General features: G+C 70.9%; 15 protein-coding genes. 8 read left to right on the forward strand and 7 right to left on the reverse strand.

What is annotated here, in order from left to right:
- Positions 1–57 precede the first annotated feature (57 nt).
- The 3 genes from ACFQUZ_RS05335 to ACFQUZ_RS05345 form a co-directional block, all read right to left on the reverse strand.
- Positions 58–771, reverse strand: a complete 714-nt coding sequence (locus ACFQUZ_RS05335; protein ID WP_377438324.1) for an anti-sigma factor family protein — start codon at positions 769–771, stop codon at positions 58–60.
- A complete protein-coding gene (locus ACFQUZ_RS05340) occupies positions 768–1265 on the reverse strand; it encodes a sigma-70 family RNA polymerase sigma factor (RefSeq protein ID WP_377438327.1) in 498 nt (165 codons plus the stop codon). Before ACFQUZ_RS05340 ends, ACFQUZ_RS05335 begins: the two co-directional genes overlap by 4 nt.
- A gap of 135 nt (positions 1266–1400) precedes the next feature.
- Positions 1401–2387: a DUF1996 domain-containing protein gene (locus tag ACFQUZ_RS05345; RefSeq protein ID WP_377438330.1), complete on the reverse strand. Its 987-nt coding sequence runs from the start codon at positions 2385–2387 to the stop codon at positions 1401–1403.
- Between the two features lie 170 nt (positions 2388–2557).
- On the opposite strand from ACFQUZ_RS05345, the gene ACFQUZ_RS05350 reads away from it, so the two are divergent.
- Positions 2558–3232, forward strand: a complete 675-nt coding sequence (locus ACFQUZ_RS05350; RefSeq protein WP_377438333.1) for a hypothetical protein — start codon at positions 2558–2560, stop codon at positions 3230–3232.
- Between the two features lie 89 nt (positions 3233–3321).
- Here the strand turns inward: ACFQUZ_RS05350 and ACFQUZ_RS05355 are convergent, their stop codons facing one another.
- A complete protein-coding gene (locus tag ACFQUZ_RS05355; protein WP_377438335.1) occupies positions 3322–5010 on the reverse strand; it encodes a methylmalonyl-CoA mutase in 1689 nt (562 codons plus the stop codon).
- Between the two features lie 212 nt (positions 5011–5222).
- Between ACFQUZ_RS05355 and ACFQUZ_RS05360 the strand changes: the two genes are divergently transcribed.
- Positions 5223–5975 carry a DUF4240 domain-containing protein gene (locus ACFQUZ_RS05360; RefSeq protein WP_377438338.1) on the forward strand — a complete coding sequence of 251 codons (753 nt, stop codon included), beginning with the start codon at positions 5223–5225 and terminating at the stop codon, positions 5973–5975.
- A 133-nt stretch (positions 5976–6108) separates the two neighbouring features.
- On the opposite strand, the gene ACFQUZ_RS05365 is transcribed toward ACFQUZ_RS05360, so the two are convergent.
- From ACFQUZ_RS05365 to ACFQUZ_RS05375, 3 genes are read right to left on the reverse strand one after another with little or no spacing between them, the layout of a single operon-like run.
- Positions 6109–6402, reverse strand: coding sequence for a hypothetical protein (locus ACFQUZ_RS05365; protein WP_377438340.1), 294 nt, complete (start codon positions 6400–6402; stop codon positions 6109–6111).
- 54 nt (positions 6403–6456) lie between these two features.
- Positions 6457–7449 (reverse strand): methylmalonyl Co-A mutase-associated GTPase MeaB, encoded by a 993-nt coding sequence (meaB, locus tag ACFQUZ_RS05370; protein ID WP_377438342.1) that lies wholly within the window; start codon positions 7447–7449, stop codon positions 6457–6459.
- A gap of 5 nt (positions 7450–7454) precedes the next feature.
- Entirely contained in the window at positions 7455–8687 is a 1233-nt protein-coding gene (locus ACFQUZ_RS05375) for an acetyl-CoA C-acetyltransferase (RefSeq protein WP_377438344.1), read from the reverse strand.
- A gap of 64 nt (positions 8688–8751) precedes the next feature.
- Here ACFQUZ_RS05375 and mce point away from each other — a divergent pair, with 64 nt between their 5' ends.
- From mce to ACFQUZ_RS05405, 6 genes are all read left to right on the forward strand, one after another.
- Positions 8752–9228, forward strand: coding sequence for a methylmalonyl-CoA epimerase (mce, locus tag ACFQUZ_RS05380; protein ID WP_377438346.1), 477 nt, complete (start codon positions 8752–8754; stop codon positions 9226–9228).
- Positions 9229–9571: 343 nt separating this feature from the next.
- Positions 9572–10927, forward strand: coding sequence for a crotonyl-CoA carboxylase/reductase (gene ccrA, locus ACFQUZ_RS05385; protein ID WP_377438348.1), 1356 nt, complete (start codon positions 9572–9574; stop codon positions 10925–10927).
- Positions 10928–11241: 314 nt separating this feature from the next.
- Positions 11242–12555 carry a DivIVA domain-containing protein gene (locus ACFQUZ_RS05390; protein WP_377438350.1) on the forward strand — a complete coding sequence of 438 codons (1314 nt, stop codon included), beginning with the start codon at positions 11242–11244 and terminating at the stop codon, positions 12553–12555.
- Between the two features lie 228 nt (positions 12556–12783).
- Positions 12784–14913: a hypothetical protein gene (locus ACFQUZ_RS05395; protein WP_377438353.1), complete on the forward strand. Its 2130-nt coding sequence runs from the start codon at positions 12784–12786 to the stop codon at positions 14911–14913.
- A 322-nt stretch (positions 14914–15235) separates the two neighbouring features.
- Positions 15236–16318 (forward strand): AI-2E family transporter, encoded by a 1083-nt coding sequence (locus tag ACFQUZ_RS05400; RefSeq protein ID WP_377438828.1) that lies wholly within the window; start codon positions 15236–15238, stop codon positions 16316–16318.
- A gap of 131 nt (positions 16319–16449) precedes the next feature.
- Positions 16450–17418: a hypothetical protein gene (locus tag ACFQUZ_RS05405; RefSeq protein WP_377438356.1), complete on the forward strand. Its 969-nt coding sequence runs from the start codon at positions 16450–16452 to the stop codon at positions 17416–17418.
- Positions 17419–17452: the final 34 nt, after the last annotated feature.

The raw sequence follows: 17452 nt of genomic DNA on the forward strand, positions 1-17452 counted from the left end.
GCCGCTCCCGGACGGACGGTCGCCGCTGGCCGGGCCCGCCGGCCGGACCCGGATCCCCTACAGCGGGAGCGTCACGAAGACCCGACCGCTGGTGTTGCGTACCTCCAGGGCGACGACGTCCGCCGGCGCGACCGCGACGCTGCCGTCGAGGTTCACCCCGTCGGCCTCTCCCGCCTTCGACACGACCCAACCGGCGGCGTTCTCCCGGGCACCGGTGCGGCTCACCACCACCAGCCGGCAGTCCTCGCCGGCCGGGATGCTGGCGACCGAGGCGTTGACCCGGACCCAGCCGACGAACGGGGTGACCGAGGCGGTGAGCCGGGTGTTGGTGTCGGGGTCGACGACGGTGCCCGCCCGGACGCCGGTCGGCTCTGGTGTCGGGACGGTCGGGCTGGCCGACGGGCCGACCGCCGTCGGCGGGGAGTCGCTTCCCGTGCCGCGGCCGAGGGCCAGCCCGGCACCGACGGCAAGGGCCACGACGACCGAGGCGGCGGCCGCCACCAGCGTCTGCCGTCGCCGAACGGCCGAGGTGGACTCGGACCGGATCTGCCGGAGGGTACGGGCGAGGACAAGATCAGCATCGGGCGTGGCGTCGGACAACGCCTCGGGCGGCAGCCCGTCCAGCGCCTCCCGGGTCTCCCGCAACTCGGTGACCTCGCGCCGGCATGGTTCACAGCCGGCCAGGTGGTCGTCCACCTCGTGCCGCTCGGCGTCGTCGAGGATGCCCACCACGTACGCGCCGAGCAGGTACGGTTCGTGCGCCCGGGTCATCCCGCGACCTCCTCCAGGATCGCCGGACGGCTCAGCAGCCGGCGCAGGTTCTTCATGGCGTGGTGCGTGCGGGACTTGACGGTTCCGGGAGGGATGCCGAGCTTCTCGGCCGTCTCGGCCACGCTGCGCCCACCGAAGTAGATCTCGACGAGGACGTCCCGCTGCTCGCCCGGCAGTTTCCGCAGGGCGTCCAGGGCCACCACCGAATCGACAACCGTGTCGGCGTGGTCGCGCTGGGTGGGCACCGTGACCGGCGATTCCGCGACCTCCTGCGGTCGCACCGACCGGGCGCGGGCCGCGTCGGTCATCACGTTGCGGGCGACGGTGAACAGCCAACCCCTGATCGATCCGCTGGACTCGGACAGCTTTCCGGCGTGTCGCCAGGCCCGCAGCAGCGTCTCCTGCAGGACGTCCTCGGCCGCGGCCCGGTCGCCGGTGATCCGCATGGCGTATCCCAGCAACGCGCCCCCATGTTGCTCGTACAACGTCCGCACCAGCGCTTCATCGCTGGATGTCGGCCGGCGGCCTCGCAGCATCACGGTTCCTCCGAGCCTTCCCCACCCCACCGGGGGCGCTGGCCACATCGGCTGGCCACATCACCGGAGCTACGACGAAACACGATGATCGGTTCACGCCGGTTCCGGGCCGCACCGGATCCCTGCGTTCAGGCACCGCACCACCTCGGACATCAGCCGGTCAGGCATGGCGTTCACCGCGAAGGCGTGGTCGGTGCTCGGATCGTGGCGTTGGTCGGGGAATCCGTCGATCACGAAATCGGCGCCGGCCGGCAGGTCGTAGCCGACGGTGATCCGCAGTCGCGGAACCGCGAAGGTCCCCCGGGGGCAGCGGCCGGTGACGTCGGCGGCCAGCAGGTGGGCGCGGTGACCCCGGCTGTCCTCCCGGCGTCCGTCCCAGCAACCGGGGAAGTCGAAGACCCGGACGACCCGCTCGCCGTCGGGACAGATCGGGTACGCGGTGGTCCGGCGATCGGGCGAACCCGCGCAGGTCCAGGTGGCGCTGGCCCGGGCTCCCCCGTTCGTGGCGGCGAAGGCGTCCCCGATCACCCCCACCAGCAGGGTCGGCGCACCGACGACCGGCCCGGCCGGGCTGCCGAGATAGGTCAGGGTCACCTCGTCGGGAACGCGGATCTCCCCGTGCGGTCCGCCCCGGTCGTCGAGGGTCCGCAACACCGGCCAGTAGTACGTCGACCGGTCACCGTTGACGCAGCTGGTAGCGCCCGAGGTGAGGTCGTCGACGGTGCTCGCCGCGTCGACGTGGAGGTTTCCCACGTAGTCGTGCTGGTGGTGGACCGGGCCGGGGGCGCCGGGGGTCACCACCACGTTCGCGGAGTTCACGTGGCCGTTCTCGTTGCGCCCGCAGGACCAGGTGAAGGACCCGGTGGCGGCGCCGGGCGCCGGGACCGGATCCGGTGGCAACCGGGCCGCCCGGCGGATCTCCACCGCCGGCCGATCCGAGGGGTCGGGCGGGGACGCCCACCACGCCAAGCCCATGCTCACGGCGGCGAGCGCCAGTTCCACGGTGACCAGCAGGGCCACGGCGTACCGGGCCTGCGGGGTGGTGTGCACGGCGATGCCCTCCGCGGGACGGGGCGGCACGGGTCGCGGGGCGCTGGAGACAGGGAACTCCGTGAACCGGATCGCCCGAGCCGTCGTATTGGTAGCGACATCGCCGGGGCCGGCGAACCGGGGGACAGAACCGGCTACCGCGCGACGACACCGCGTGACCATCGTATCCGCGGAACACCACCGAGCAGAGGAGTACACCCGTGCGTACTCGACCGACCTCCCGCGTTGTCGCGGCACTCGGCGGCGGCCTCATCGCCCTCGGCCTCACCGCCTGCTCGACCGGCTTCGCGGCACCGACCTCCGACAAATCCGCAACGTCCCGTGACGCGCCGGCCAACCCCGAGCAGCAGGCGGGCCAGGCCGGCGGCCGGGCCGGCCAGCAGCAACCGATCGGCCAGGTCACGCCGGCTGAGCCAACGGCAAACGCACCAGCTGCCGGCGGGCCGGCCGGCGGAGGACCGGCCGCCGGAAACGCGCCCATCGCTGGGAAGCCGCAGGTGCTCCGGGTGGCGACCGTCGCCGGGCTGTCACCGGTCGTGGTGAACGCCAAGGGCCGGACCGTCTACCGGTCCGACAAGGACAAGGCCAACCCGCCCCGCAGCAACTGCGTCGGCGCCTGCCGCCAGACCTGGCAGCCGGTGCTGGCACCCAACGGGTACGAGGTGGGCGAGGGCCTGGAGGAGGACCTCGTCGGCGTCATCGTGCAGGCGGACGGCGGTCGGCAGCTCACCCTCAACGGCTGGCCGCTGTACTACTTCCACAAGGACCTCAAGCTGGGCCAGATCGCCGGCCACGGCACCTGCAACGACTGGTTCGCGATCTCGCCCATCGGCGGCCCGGCGAAGCGGGTCAAGAGCGGGCCGTCCCGCTCGTAACGGGGACGGGCGCGTCGTGACCGGCACGTGACCGGCGGGCGTCCTGGCGGGCCCGTACGAGGGGGCGGGCCCGCCAGGACGTCGACAGGTCAGAACCGGGCCGGCTCCCGGTAGACGCCCCACTCGGCGCGCAGCGCGTCGCAGATCTCGCCGAGGGTGGCCTCGGCGCGCACCGCGTCGAGCATGGCCGGAACCATGTTGTCGCCGGTGCGGCCCACCTCGACCATCCGGTTCACCGCCGCCTTGACGGCGGCGTCGTCGCGGCCGGCCTTCCGCTCCGCCAGCACCCGGCGCTGCTCGGTCTCGACCTCGTGCGAGATGCGCAGGATCTCCAATTCCTTGGCCACCGTGCCGGTGTGGCAGTTGACCCCCACGATCTTCTTGTCACCCTTTTCCAGCGCCTGCTGGTAGACGAAGGCCGACTCGGCGATGTGGCCGGTGAACCAGCCCTCCTCGATGCCGCGCAGGATGCCCGAGGTCATCGGCCCGATCGTGTGCGGCCCTTCGCCGCCGAGCTGCTTGATCCGCGCGAAGATCTCCTCGGCCTCGGCCTCGATCTTGTCGGTGAGCGCCTCGACGTACCAGGACCCGCCGAGCGGGTCGGCCACGTTCGTCACCCCGATCTCCTCCATCAGCACCTGCTGGGTACGCAGGGCGATCTCGGCTGATTCGTCCGTGGGCAGCGCGAGGGTCTCGTCAAGCGCGTTGGTGTGCAGCGAGTTGGTGCCGCCGAGCACCGCCGCGAGCGCCTCGACGGCGGTGCGGACCACGTTGTTCACCGGCTGCTGGGCGGTCAGCGACACGCCGGCGGTCTGCGTGTGGAACCGCAGCCAGAGTGCCTTTTCGCTGGTGGCGCCGTAGACGTCGCGCAACCAGCGGGCCCAGATCCGGCGGGCGGCGCGGAACTTGGCGATCTCTTCGAAGAAGTCGACGTGCGAGTCGAAGAAGAAGCTCAGCCCCGGCGCGAAGACGTTGACGTCGAGCCCGCGGGAGAGCCCCAGTTCGACGTACCCGAACCCGTCGGCCAGGGTGTACGCCAGCTCCTGCGCGGCGGTGGAGCCGGCCTCCCGGATGTGGTAGCCGGAGACGGACAGCGGCTTGTACCGCGGGATCTCCCGGGCGCAGTACTCCATCAGGTCGCCGATGAGGCGCAGGTGCGGCTCGGGCTCGAAGAGCCACTCCTTCTGCGCGATGTACTCCTTGAAGATGTCCGTCTGCAGCGTTCCGTCCAGGGTGGACAGATCCGCACCCTGCCGCTCGGCGGCGACCAGGTACATGCAGAACACCGGCACCGCCGGACCCGAGATGGTCATGCTCGTCGTCACGCCCGCCAGGTCGATGCCGTCGAACAACGCCGCCATGTCGGCGGCCGAGTCGATCGCCACCCCGCAGTGCCCCACCTCACCGAGCGACTGCGGGTCGTCGGAGTCGCGTCCCATCAGCGTCGGCATGTCGAAGGCGACCGACAGACCGCCACCGCCGGCCCCGAGGATCATCTTGTACCGCTCGTTTGTCTGCTGGGCGTTGCCGAACCCGGCGAACTGCCGGATCGTCCAGGTCCGTCCGCGGTAGCCGGTCGGATACAACCCCCGGGTGTACGGGAACTCGCCCGGCCAGCCGATCCGGTCGAATCCCGGGTACGCCGCGCCCTCCGGCGGGCCGTACACGGGGTCGACAGCGAGCCCCGACAGCGTGGTGAAGTCGGCGTCCCGCTTGCGCGCGGCGTCGTATCGGGCCTGCCAGCGTGCCCGGCCGGCGGCGATTTCCTCGGCGTTCATCCGGGGGCTCCTCCTCGGGTCGACTGGACCCGAGTGTAGAGGAGTCGCCTGAACGATCGCTAAGGAGAACGTACCCGCGGGTAACGGCGGGACCCAGGCCACGCGACGGTCAAGGCCGCCGGCCGTTCCTGGTTATCGGCGCACGGCCGCAGCGGAATGTAGGTCGCGGATCGATAGCAGCCCGGCTTACTGGTGTCGCGCCTGGTCCGCGCGTGTCGACCGGCCACCGAAAGATCAGCCGCGCGTGGTATCTGGCGCTCCTCATGCCGACCTCCTTGACTTTCCAGCGTCTTGGCCAGCTGATTGCCGTAACGCTGAGCTCGGCCGGCGGCAGATCCGGATGCCTGATCCTGATCGTGCCGGGCGACAATCGTCGCGCCGACACCGGCGGCAAACGACCGACTTGGTACGGTCTGGCAGTGGAGTGGGCGGTCTTCTGGCGCCTCGTCGAAGGTGCCCGGGCTGAGGTGGGAAGTGACACCGAACGCGTCGCCCAGGCGCTCCTCCGTCGCCTCCGCGCGTTGACCCCGGGCGAGATTGAACAGTTCGAGGAACTCTGGTTCCAGGCACAGGACGAGTTCTACCGCTGGCCAATCCGAGACGCCGCGACGCTGCTGCTCGGCCCCATCGACGATGACGACTTCCTCGCCGTGCAAGACTGGATCGTGTCGCACGGGCGGCGAACCATGCAGCGCGTCCATGACGACCCTGACAGCCTTGTCGAGTTGGCACCCGACCGGCACAACGCGCGGATTGACTGGTTCTGCGGCCTCCCACTCGAAGCGCACATCGCCGCAACCGGGGCTCCCTTCGCTATCGACGGGCCTTCCGGACCCGACACACCCGTCGGAATCCCGGCCGATCTGACCGACGAGACCCGTACGAGGCAGCGTTTCCCCAGGCTCACGGCCTACCTCGACAACAATCCGTGGATCGAGCGTCCGTGGGAGCACGCAGCCCGCTGACCACTGCACGCGCCCAGCGGACGGGGCACTTGGCAGGCCACGTCAGAGGGTGTCGGGCACACTGGGCCGATGATGGGCGTTGGTTCAGTACGTACTTTCGACGCCGACGAAGGTTGGTGCCAGCGAAGGTTGGTCAGGGTTCCCGCGCCTCGGTGTCGCCGCTCAGGCCCTCCAGCATCCTGACAATGTGCGCCAGGCCCAACTTGATCTCCGCCGCGTCCGCCTTGTGTTCCGTGTAGTGCTCAAGCTGCGTTTCTCGCAACGCGGACAGCACCCGGGTATGCCCACGCAGCTCAGCCCGGTACTCGGCAACGTCACGGTCCGCCCCGGACGCCAGCGCCCGCGCCGCCGCAGCTTCCTGCCGCACGACCGCGAGCTCGGCTTCCATGGCCGTGATCCGTTGCTCAAGCTCCTCCAGGCTGCTCATAGCGTTAGATTCTTCCGCATCCGCCTCGGTCCGGAAACAGTGGGTGCCTGCCGCTCAACTCGCGATCTGTGCCAGTAACTCGTCGGCGGCCGCGTACGGGTCCAGCGACCCGTCGGCCACCTTCGCGGCGAGCGTGCTCAACGCCGTACCCGCGCGAAGCGACCCCATCCGCTCGCGGAGCACGCCGAGCACGATCGCCTCGACCTCGGCGGCGGCCCGCGCCTCCCGGCGCCGGCGCAGTTCGCCGCGCTGCTCCAGCCAGTCGCGGTGCTTGTCGATCGCCGCCGCGATGTCGTCGATGCCCTCGCCCTTGGCGGCGACCGCCCGGACCACCTGCGGCCGCCACTCACCGGGACCGCGCTCGCCCAGTGCGATCATGCCCTGGATGTCGCGGACGGTGGCGTCCACCCCGTCCCGGTCCGCCTTGTTCACCACGAAAACATCGGCAATCTCCAGGATGCCCGCCTTCACCGCCTGGATCGCGTCGCCCATGCCGGGCGCCAGCAGGACCAGCGTGGTGTCGGCCAGGGAGGCGATCTCCACCTCGGCCTGACCGACACCCACCGTCTCGACAAGCACCACGTCGCAGCCGGCGCCTTCCAGCACCCGGACCGCCTGCGGCGTCGCGGCGGCGAGACCGCCGAGGTGCCCCCGGCTGGACATCGAGCGGATGTACACCCCCGGATCAGTGGCATGGTCCTGCATCCGCACCCGGTCACCCAGGATGGCTCCCCCGGTGAACGGGCTGGACGGGTCGACCGCGAGCACGCCCACCCGGTGGCCGCGGGAGCGCAGCGCCCGGACCAACTCGTTTGTGGTCGTCGACTTGCCGACCCCGGGCGAGCCGGTGAGGCCGACCACCTGGGCCGAGCCGGTGTGCGGTGCGAGCGCCGCGGCGACCTCCGGCAGCAACTCGTCGCCCGACTCGACAAGCGTGATCAGCCGGGCGACGGCCCGCGGATCACCGTCGCGGGCACGGTCCACCAGGGCCGGTACGTCCCGGCTGCGTCGAATTCCGGCCCGGCCGCCGACACCACTCGTCTCCACGACCCTCATTCTGTCGACGGGACGTGGATGATCAGCGCGTCGCCCTGCCCGCCGCCCCCGCACAGCGCGGCGGCACCGGTGCCGCCACCCCGCCGCTTCAGCTCCAACGCCAGGGTGAGCACCAGCCGGGCACCGGACATGCCGATCGGGTGGCCGAGCGCGATCGCCCCACCGTTGACGTTCACGATCTCCGGGCTGACCCCCAGGTCCCGGATGGACTGGATACCCACCTGGGCGAACGCCTCGTTGATCTCGATGAGGTCCAGGTCAGCCATGGTGAGTCCACCCTTGCGCAGGGCGTGGTTGATGGCGTTGGACGGCTGCGAGTGCAGCGAGTTGTCCGGTCCCGCGACGTTGCCGTGCGCGCCGATCTCGGCGAGCCAGGTCAGCCCGAGTTCGGCCGCCTTGGCCTTGCTCATCACCACCACCGCGGCCGCCCCGTCGGAGATCGGCGAGGAACTGCCCGCCGTGATCGCGCCGTCGGAGGTGAACGCCGGGCGCAGCTTGGCCAACGACTCGGCGGTGGCGTCCGGCCGGATGCCCTCGTCCTCGTCGATCACCAGCGGGTCGCCCTTGCGTTGCGGGATGACGACCGGGGTGATCTCCTCGCCGAAGTGCCCGTTCTTCTGTGCGGCCGCGGCCCGCTGGTGGCTCGTCGCCGCGAACTCGTCCTGCTCGGTGCGGCTGATGTCCCTGGTCTGCCCGTGCCGCTCGGTCGACTCGCCCATCGAGCAGTGGTCCCAGGGGTCGGTGAGCCCGTCCAGTGCCGCGTGGTCGACGAGCGTCACGTCGCCGTACTTGTAGCCCTTCCGCTGCCCGGTGAGCAGGTGCGGGGCGTTCGTCATCGACTCCATGCCGCCGGCCACCACGATGTCGAACTCGCCGGCGCGGATCAACTGGTCGGCCAGCGCGATCGCGTCCAGGCCGGAGAGGCAGACCTTGTTTATGGTCAGCGCGGGCACCGACATCGGGATGCCGGCCTCCACCGCCGCCTGGCGGGCGGGAATCTGGCCGGCGCCGGCCTGCAGGACCTGGCCCATGATCACGTACTGCACCTGGTCGGGGGCAACCCCGGCCCGCTCCAGCGCGGCCTTGATCGCGATACCGCCGAGCTTGGTCGCCGGCAGGTCCTTCAGGTTGCCCAGCAGCCGCCCCATCGGCGTCCGTGCCACCCCCACGATCACCGAACCGGTTGCGCGCTCGATACCGGGGAACTCGCCGTCGCTCACCGTTGTCATGGCTTTCTGCCTCCGAGGGGGTGCCGAGGGGACGCCTTAACGATTGTTAGGTCAGACTAGCGCCATGGTGAACAACTCCCCGAGCGAGCCCGTTGCGGACTTGGTCACAGACGCAGGATTGATCCGCATCGATCACGTGGGCGTCGCCGTCGCCGACCTGGACGCTGCGATCACATTCTACGAGCGCGTCTTCGGGATGCGCTGCGTGCATGTGGAGACCAACGAGGAGCAGGGCGTCCGGGAGGCGATGCTACAGGTCGGGCCGACCGCCGAGGGCGGCTGCGTGCAGTTGCTCGCCCCGCTCTCCCCGGACTCGACAATCGCGAGGTTCCTCGACCGCTCCGGCCCGGGAGTGCAGCAGGTCGCGTACACGGTGGCCGACATCGACGCGACCTGCGCGACGCTGCGCGAGCGCGGGGTCCGACTGCTGTACGACGAGCCGCGCCGGGGCACCGCCGGCTCCCGGATCAACTTCGTCCACCCGAAGAGCGCCGGTGGCGTCCTCGTCGAACTCGTACAGCCCCCCACCCCACACCCCTGACCCCCGCCGCCGCCTCCCCTCCCCGCCGACCCCCTCCCGTGGCGGGGAGGGGGGCGGCGGGGAGGGCTCGCGTGGCGGGGAGGGCGGTGGGGCGAGTGAGGTCGGTGCAATTCTTCACAGACGCCTTCCCGACCCTAGCTACCGTTCAGTAACATCCGGCGACACAGCGGAACCTCCGGCGCCGATGGAACGTCGTCGACGCCGGAACGCCGGGCGACAGCCGGCGGCACATCGATGTGTCGCCGCGCGACATGGCGACGGACACGGCTCACCCGAGACGATGTCGGCCACTCGCCGACGGCGGCCCGCTCCGGACCGGCGACGAGGAACGGGAGGCCAGGCCGTGCAGGACATCCTTGAGGCGATCATGGCGGCGGAGGGTGCCGGGAACCCGGACCGGGAACTCGCCGGCGTGGCGGGACTACCGGTTCCGGACAGCTACCGCGGCGTCGTCGTGCGGGCGGACGAGACCGCCATGTTCGACGGACTCGCCCCCCGCGACCGGGACCCGCGTAAGTCGCTGCACACCCAGGAGGTGCCGACGCCGGAACTCGCCCCCGGCGAGGCGCTGATCGCGGTGATGGCCAGCGCGATCAACTACAACACGGTGTGGACAAGCATCTTCGAGCCGCTGTCCACGTTCAGCTTCCTGCGTCGGTACGGCAAGCTCTCCGCGCTCACCAAGCGGCACGACCTGCCGTACCACGTGGTGGGTTCGGACGCCGCCGGCGTCGTGTTGCGGGTCGGACCCGGGGTGACCCGCTGGCGTCCCGGCCAGGAGGTGGTGGCCCACTGCCTGTCCGTGGAGTTGGAGGATGCCCCCGGACACGACGACACCATGCTCGATCCGCAGCAACGGATCTGGGGGTTCGAGACGAACTTCGGCGGCCTCGCCGAACTGGCCGTGGTCAAGGCCAACCAGCTGATGCCCAAGCCCCGGCACCTGAGTTGGGAGGAGGCGGCCAGCCCCGGCCTGGTCAACTCGACGGCGTACCGGCAACTGGTCTCCCACCACGGCGCGAACATGAAGCAGGGCGACGTCGTGCTGATCTGGGGTGCCTCCGGCGGACTCGGCGGCTACGCCACCCAGTTGGCCCTGCATGGCGGCGCGATCCCGGTCTGCGTCGTCTCCTCGCCGGAAAAGGCGGAACTGTGCCGCCGGATGGGTGCGGACCTGATCATCGATCGGGCGGCCGAGGGGTTCCGGTTCTGGTCCGACGAGGACACCCCCGATCCGGCCGAGTGGCGGCGCTTCGGCGAGCGGATCCGGGACCTGACCGGCGGAGAAGACCCGGACATCGTCTTCGAGCATCCCGGCCGGGAGACCTTCGGCGCCAGCGTCTTCGTCGCCAAGCGCGGCGGCACCATCGTCACCTGCGCCTCGACCAGCGGTTACCAGCACCAGTACGACAACCGGTACCTCTGGATGCATCTCAAGCGCATCGTCGGCAGCCACTTCGCCAACTACCGCGAGGCGTGGGAGGCGAACCGGTTGGTGGCGCTGGGCCGGATCCATCCCACGGTGTCCCGCACCTACGCGTTGGAACAGACCGGCCAAGCCGCGTACGAGGTGCACCGCAACGCGCACCAGGGCAAGGTCGGCGTCCGGTGCCTGGCCCCGACGGACGGCCTCGGCGTCCGGGACACCGAGTTGCGCGCCCGGCACGAGGCGGCGATCAACCGGTTCCGCGGGCACTGAACGGGTCGTCCGGTCAGCCATTCCGGATCGTCGGAATGGCTTTCGGCGCCCCCTCGCGGGGTGAAATCGGCTCGCGCCAGTCGACCCATTCGACCCTTGAAACGCCGTACCCGGATAACCGTCCGATGCGGACCCGGGACGCCGCCGACGGACCGGCGGACCCGGCCTCCGAGCTGCCAAGATCGCCAATATCGGCGAGCCGCGAGGCGGCGGCGGGGAATCGCTGGCGGCGGGTCGAGTTGACCATGAGAGGGCGAGCGGATACCTTGCCCTGCTCTTGCGAAGCCCCCTGGGGAGTCTGCGAGTATGTGCCAATGCCCCAGCAGCAGTCCTCCCCTCTCGCGTTCTTTGAGAACGCCAACACCCAACCCGACTTCACCATCCAGCTCCGCGGATACGACAGGGCCCAGGTCGACGACTTCGTCGGTCGGCTGAACGCCGCGCTCGCCCAGTCCGAGCAGGCCCGCGGCGAGGCCGAGCAGCGGATGAACGACGCCCAACGTCGGCTGCGCCAGGCCGAGCAGCGACTGGCCGCGGTGGAGCAGAAGCTCACCGAGACCAACAAGCAGCTCGAGGAGAACAACCGGCCGACCCTCTCCGGCCTGGGCACCCGGGTCGAGCAGATCCTCCGGCTGGCCGAGGAGCAGGCCAACGACCACCGCGGCGAGGCGAAGCGCGAGTCGGAGGGCATCCTCTCGGCCGCTCGGCTGGAGGCGCGGGAGATCACCGACAAGGCGCGCGCCGAGGCGGCCGCCATGAAGGCCACCGCCGAGCGGGAGGCGGGCAGTGTGCGCACCGCCGCCGAGCGGGAGGCGGCAGAGGTACGGGTGCAGGCGCGCCGCGAGGCCGACACGCTCCGGGCCGACGCCGAGCGGGAGACCAAGCAGCTGCGCACCGTCACCGCGCACGAGGTGGCCGAGCTCAAGTCCATGGTCGAGCGCGAGGTGTCCACACTGCGCGCCACCGCGGAGCGGGAGATCACCCAGTTGCGCGCCAAGGCCGCTCGCGAGGCCGAGGAGAAGCGCGCCGAGGCGACCAAGCTCCTCACCGACGCCCGGGACAAGCGCGACAAGGATCTGCAGGCGCTCGAGCTGCAACTCGCCGAGCGGCGGGAGCGGGCCGAGCGGGAGGAGTCCGAGCGCCACGCCAAGCAGGTCGCCCAGACCCAGCGGCTGGTGGGCGAGGCCGAGCAGCGCGCCGCCGCGGCCCAGGAGCGGGCCAGGGAGATCGAGCAGCGCGCCGAGGCGCGCCGGGTCGAGTCCGAGCGGACCGCGCTCGAGACGGTGGCCAAGGCGAAGGCCGAGGCGGATCGCACCCTGGGCGACGCCCGGTCGGAGGCCAACCGGGTGCTCAGCGAGGCTCGCACCGAGTCGGAGCTGACCACGCAGGCGGCCCGGCGCGAGGTCGAGGACCTCACCCGGCAGAAGGACGCGGTCACCTCGCAGCTTGGTCAGATGCTCTCCGGTCTCGCCGGCATCGTCCCGACCGTGGGCAAGGCCGCGGCCGCCGAACCGACCGCCGAGGCGCCCGCCGCCAAGGACGCCAAGGAGGCCAAGGAGGCCAAGGAAGAGCCCCGGCCCGCGACCGAGGCCAAGGACGCGAAGATCGCCGCCGAGTCGGCGAGCTGATCGGATCCGGCGCGGTTGGAGGACCGCGTGAACGGGCATCGCGAGTCGAGCATCGCGATGATCCGGGCATAAGGGCATGTTCGGGGCTACGTTGGACTTATCCGGCGTAGCCCCGCGCCCGGCCCGCCGCGAATAGCCCCGATCCCGCCCAATTCAACGGTGACCTACGTCCCATCACGGCCGTCCGTATCGCCACGCGCCGGGGCGATACGTGTGAGGATGGGGGGCATGTCGCACGGCGAGGAACTGTTCGCCCTTGGCGGGGAAGTCACCACGGAGCCAAGCTTCGAGCCCGCCTTCCGGGGCTATGACAAACGTCAGGTGGACCGCTACGTCGCTCGTGCCGAGCATGAGATCGCCACTCTCGCGGCCGAGCGCGAACAGGCGTACACGCAGGTCAACACGATGGCCGGGCAGATCGAGCAGCTGCAGCGGGACCTCGCCACCGTGCGCCGTCAGGTTGGCATGGTCGACCGCGCGTCCTTCCGCCACCTCGGTCCCCGGGTCGAACAGATGCTGTTGATCGCTGAGGAACAGGCGGAGGCGATCGTCGGCGCCGCCCAGGGGGAGATCGACAACCGTCGCGCTGAGGCGGAACGGATCCTCAACGAGGCGCGGGAACACGCCGCGACCGCGCTGCGCGACTTCGAGCTCGCGCTCGCCGCCCGCCGGGCGGAGGAGGACAAAGCCGCGGCGGTCCGGCTGAAGAAGGCCGACGACGAGGTCGCCGCCGCCGCCGAGGAAGCCGGCCGGCTCCGCAGCGCCGGCGAGGCCGCCCTCGCGAAGGGGCAGCGGGAGGCCAGGGAACTCACCGAGCAGACCGCCGCGGCCAACCAGCGCAAGCGCGCGGAGACCGAGGAGTACGCCCAGCGGACCCGGGCGGAGATCGACGATTACGTCCGACAGCAGCGCGCCGACACCAGCACATGGGTTGCCCACCAGCGCGGTGAGACCGAGAAATGGGTAAACCACCAGCGCGCCGAGACCGAGCGGTACGTCAACCAGCAGCGCACCGAGATTGACGAGTACGTCAAGCAGACCCGCGAGCAGGTGCAACGCGAACTGCGGGTGTTCCGGGAGCGGGTCGAGCGCGAGGTGGTCCAGCGCAAGACGGCCACGGAGCAGGAGATGGCCCAGCGCTGGGCGGCCACCGAGCAGGAGATCGCCAACCGGTTGGCCGTCGCCGACCGGGAGATGATGGCGAAGCGGGCCGCGGTGGAGGGTGAGTTCGCCCAGTGGCGGGCCGGTCTGGAGCAGCAGTACGCGGCCCAGCGCGAGGAGGCGGAGCAGGCCGCCGGCAAGATCCGCAAGAAGGCGGACGAGTATGCCGCCAGCGTCCGGCGGGAAGCCGACGAGCACGCGACGACGGCGAAGCGCTCCCTGGAAGAGCAGACCAACCGGGTGCGGTTGAAGGCCGACGAGCACGCCGAGACGGTGCGGCGGAAGGCCGACGAATACTCGGCCCGGGTGCGCCGGGATGCCGACGAGCACGTCGCGAAGTCGAAGCGCCAGTTCGAGGAGTACGCCGCGACGGCGCAGCAGCACCTCGCCACCACCCAGCAGCACCTGGCCGCCACGCAACAGGAGGCCGTCACCGGGCGGCAGCAGCTCGCCGAGGTGATGCTCGAGATCGCCCAAGCCCAGCAGCAGCTCGCCGACCTGCGCCAGGAAACCTGGGCGTCGCGGCAGGAGTCCGACCAGATCCAGCAGCGCCTCGCCGAGATCCAGTCCCAGCTCGCGTCCGAGCGGGAACGGCTCGGCGAGACCCAGCGGTCGGCGCAGCGGGCGGAACGGCACCTGGCCGAGGCGGGGGCGGATGTCCAACTGGTGGCCGACGGTGGTGCCGCGGACAACGGCCCGGTCGACGCGACGGACGGCGCCGTCGCGGACAGTCGCCCAGCCGGTGGTGCGGACAGCTCCGTCGCGGACAGTCGCCCGGCCGATGGGACGGACAGCGCCGTCGCGGCTGACCACCCGGCCGACGGCCCCGCCGATGGCGACCAGGTGCCGACGACCGCGATCGATTCCGCCGACACCGCCGCCGAGGCGGCCGGGACGACACCGGTGACCGCCAGGGACACCGACCCCGCCGAGCCCGCACCGGTGCCGGTCACGTCGAACGGTAAGGCGCCCGGGGCGATCAGCGACGACGACCCGGACGGCAGCGCGGGTGACGCCGAGCCGGTTCCGGCCGCTTCCGCCGTCGGTGCGGCCGACGCCGGGGCGGGTTCCGGGGCCGGTCCCGGTGCGGAGCCGGTACCGCGGGCCGAGGCGCCCGACAGCACGGCCTCGGCTCCAGACGGCGACCGGGGCCAGCGGTCCAAGAAGTTCGCGGACTCCCGCCGCCGACGCCGCTGAGCCGGCGCACCGGGCTGGCCGGCGGCCCGCCGTACCGCTAATCTCCCGTATCGACACCGGTCGGCGGCCGGACCGGCGGCCCGGCGCCGGCATCGCCGACCGGCACGGGAGGGAGAAAGCGGTGGGTGGGGCGCGGTCGCGGAGCCACGATGACGGCGGCGACATCGCCGGATCCGCCGAACACGCGACCGGCACCGACGGGAACGCGGCCGGATCCGCCGGACACGCGACCGGCACCGGTGGGATCCCGGCTGCCCGCGAGCCGAACGACAGCGCGGCGGACGACGAGAGCGCGCCGAACGGGAGCGCACCGAACGACAGCGTGACCGGGGTCAGCCCCGACGGTCCGCGCGACTCCGGGCGGTTCGGCCAGCCGGGTCGGCCGCTGCGCCGCAGCTCCTTCCTGGTGGGCTTCGGTTTCGGGCTCGGGCTGCTGCTGGCGTACGCCGCCTTCCTCGCGGTGCGCAACGCGGCGTCGGTGCTGGTGCTGATCTTCATCGCGCTGTTCCTGGCGGTGGGACTGCATCCGGCTGTCGCCCGGTTGCACCGGTGGGGCCTGCCGCGCTGGCTGGCGGTGACCACCGTGGTCCTGGTGGTCCTGTTGCTGTTCTGCGGCGGGCTGGTGGCGCTGGTGCCGCCGCTTGTCACCCAGTCGACCGAGTTCGTCGACGAACTGCCCCGCTATGTGGACGAGCTACGGCGCAACCAGACCGTGAACGACCTGGTCGACCGATTCGGCGTGATGGAGCGGCTGGAAGGGCTGGCCAACGCCCAGACGGCCGGCCGGGCGGTCGGCGGCCTGCTCGGCGGGGCTCGGCTTATCTTCGGCACGCTGTTCAGCGTGCTCACCGTGCTGGTGTTGACGATCTATTTCCTGGCCGGGTTCGAGCAGATCAAGCGCCTCGGGTACGCGCTCGTCCCGGCGTCCCGGCGGGAACGGGTCCAGCTCATCGGGGACGAGATCCTGGACAAGGTCGGCGCGTACATGGTGGGCGCCCTGGCGATCGCGGTGCTCGCGGGCGTCAGTACCTTCGCCTTCGCGCTGATCGTCGGGCTCGCCTATCCGTTCGCGCTGGCCGTCGTGGTGGCGATCTGTGACCTGATCCCGCAGATCGGCGCCACCCTCGGTGCGGTGATCGTGAGCCTGGTCGGCTTCGCCACCTCGCTCCAGATCGGTATCGCCTGCGTGGTCTTCTTCGTGGTCTATCAACAGCTCGAGAACTACCTGCTCTACCCGAAGGTGATGCGCCGCTCGGTGCAGGTCAACGATGTGTCGGCGATCGTGGCGGCGCTGCTCGGGGTGGCGTTGTTCGGCGTGATCGGCGCGTTGGTCGCGATCCCGGCGGTGGCCGCGGTCCAGCTCATCATGCGGGAGGTCGTGTTCCCGCGGCAGCAGCGACGGTAGTCCGGGAGACAGCCCGGGAGTCAGACCGGGAGCCTGTCCGTAATCCGTCTGATCGTTAATTTCGAACCCCTGCCCACGCAATGTAATACTTCCCCCCACAGGGGAGCTTTCTTCCCAGGCAGGGGGACATCATGTCCACCATCGACGACATCCCCGTTCGTAGCCGTTCATCTCATCCCCGTCGGCCGGTCCTTGTCGGTGTGGTGGTCGGACTGTGCGCGGCACTCGCCGCCGCCGCCGGTCACCTGATCGCACCGACCGGCGAACCGCCGTCGACGAATCTGTCGACGCAGCCCGCACCGACCGCCGTCCCGAGTCCCCCCGCCGCCGCGACCCCGAACCTCGTGCCGCCCACCCCCATCACCTATTGGCCGAGCGCCAGCACCACCGGCGTCCCGGCGGGCACCGTGCTCCGCAACTCCAGCGGGCTGACCCTGCGTACGGCCGGCCAGGTGGTCACCGGTCTCAACATCGTCGGCTGCGTCACCGTCGCCGCCAGCAACGTGCGCATCACCAGGTCCCGGATCACCTGCAACAGCATCGCGTACTCCGTCCGCGTGCTTACCGGGTTCCGTAATCTGGTGCTGGAGGACGTGGAGATCACCGGTAGCGGGGTGACCTCAGCGGCCGTCTGCTGCAGCGACTTCACCATCCGGCGGGCCAACATTCATCGGGTCATCGACGGGCCCCGGATGGGCAGCAACACCACCATCGTCGACTCCTACCTGCACGACCTGTCCCGGCAGACCGGCACGCACAACGACTCGCTGCAGACCACCGGCGGCAGCAACATCCTGATCCAGCACAACCGGATCGACACCTACAACGCCACCCTGCGCGACCCGATGAACGCCTGCCTCATGCTGGGCTCCAGCAGCGGTCGGGTCACCAACCTGCTGATGACGGACAACTACTGCAACGGCGGCAACTACTCGATCGGAATCAGCCCCACACTGGCCGCCACTAACGTCCGGTTCACCCGCAACAAGTTCGGCCGCGACTACCGGTACGGCGTCTGCGCCCGACCCACTCAGCCGGGCGTCTTCTGGGAACGGAGCACAAACGTGTGGTTCGACACCGGGCTGCCGGTCATCCCGTAGGGCGGAAGCCGCCGGGGGGCCGGCCCGACCCGCC

It is taken from the genome of Plantactinospora sp. GCM10030261 (assembly GCF_042666615.1).
GTDB lineage: Bacteria > Actinomycetota > Actinomycetes > Mycobacteriales > Micromonosporaceae > KBS50.

What these genes read in the sequence shown, in the direction of transcription:
- ACFQUZ_RS05355 (WP_377438335.1), bottom strand. Translation starts at nt 5,010, where the DNA reads ATGAACGCCGAGGAAATCGCCGCCGGCCGGGCACGCTGGCAGGCCCGA.
- ACFQUZ_RS05395 (WP_377438353.1), top strand. Translation starts at nt 12,784, where the DNA reads ATGTCGCACGGCGAGGAACTGTTCGCCCTTGGCGGGGAAGTCACCACG.
- ACFQUZ_RS05375 (WP_377438344.1), bottom strand. Translation starts at nt 8,687, where the DNA reads ATGACAACGGTGAGCGACGGCGAGTTCCCCGGTATCGAGCGCGCAACC.
- ACFQUZ_RS05365 (WP_377438340.1), bottom strand. Translation starts at nt 6,402, where the DNA reads ATGAGCAGCCTGGAGGAGCTTGAGCAACGGATCACGGCCATGGAAGCC.
- ACFQUZ_RS05405 (WP_377438356.1), top strand. Translation starts at nt 16,450, where the DNA reads ATGTCCACCATCGACGACATCCCCGTTCGTAGCCGTTCATCTCATCCC.
- ACFQUZ_RS05335 (WP_377438324.1), bottom strand. Translation starts at nt 771, where the DNA reads ATGACCCGGGCGCACGAACCGTACCTGCTCGGCGCGTACGTGGTGGGC.
- ACFQUZ_RS05390 (WP_377438350.1), top strand. Translation starts at nt 11,242, where the DNA reads ATGCCCCAGCAGCAGTCCTCCCCTCTCGCGTTCTTTGAGAACGCCAAC.
- mce (WP_377438346.1), top strand. Translation starts at nt 8,752, where the DNA reads ATGGTGAACAACTCCCCGAGCGAGCCCGTTGCGGACTTGGTCACAGAC.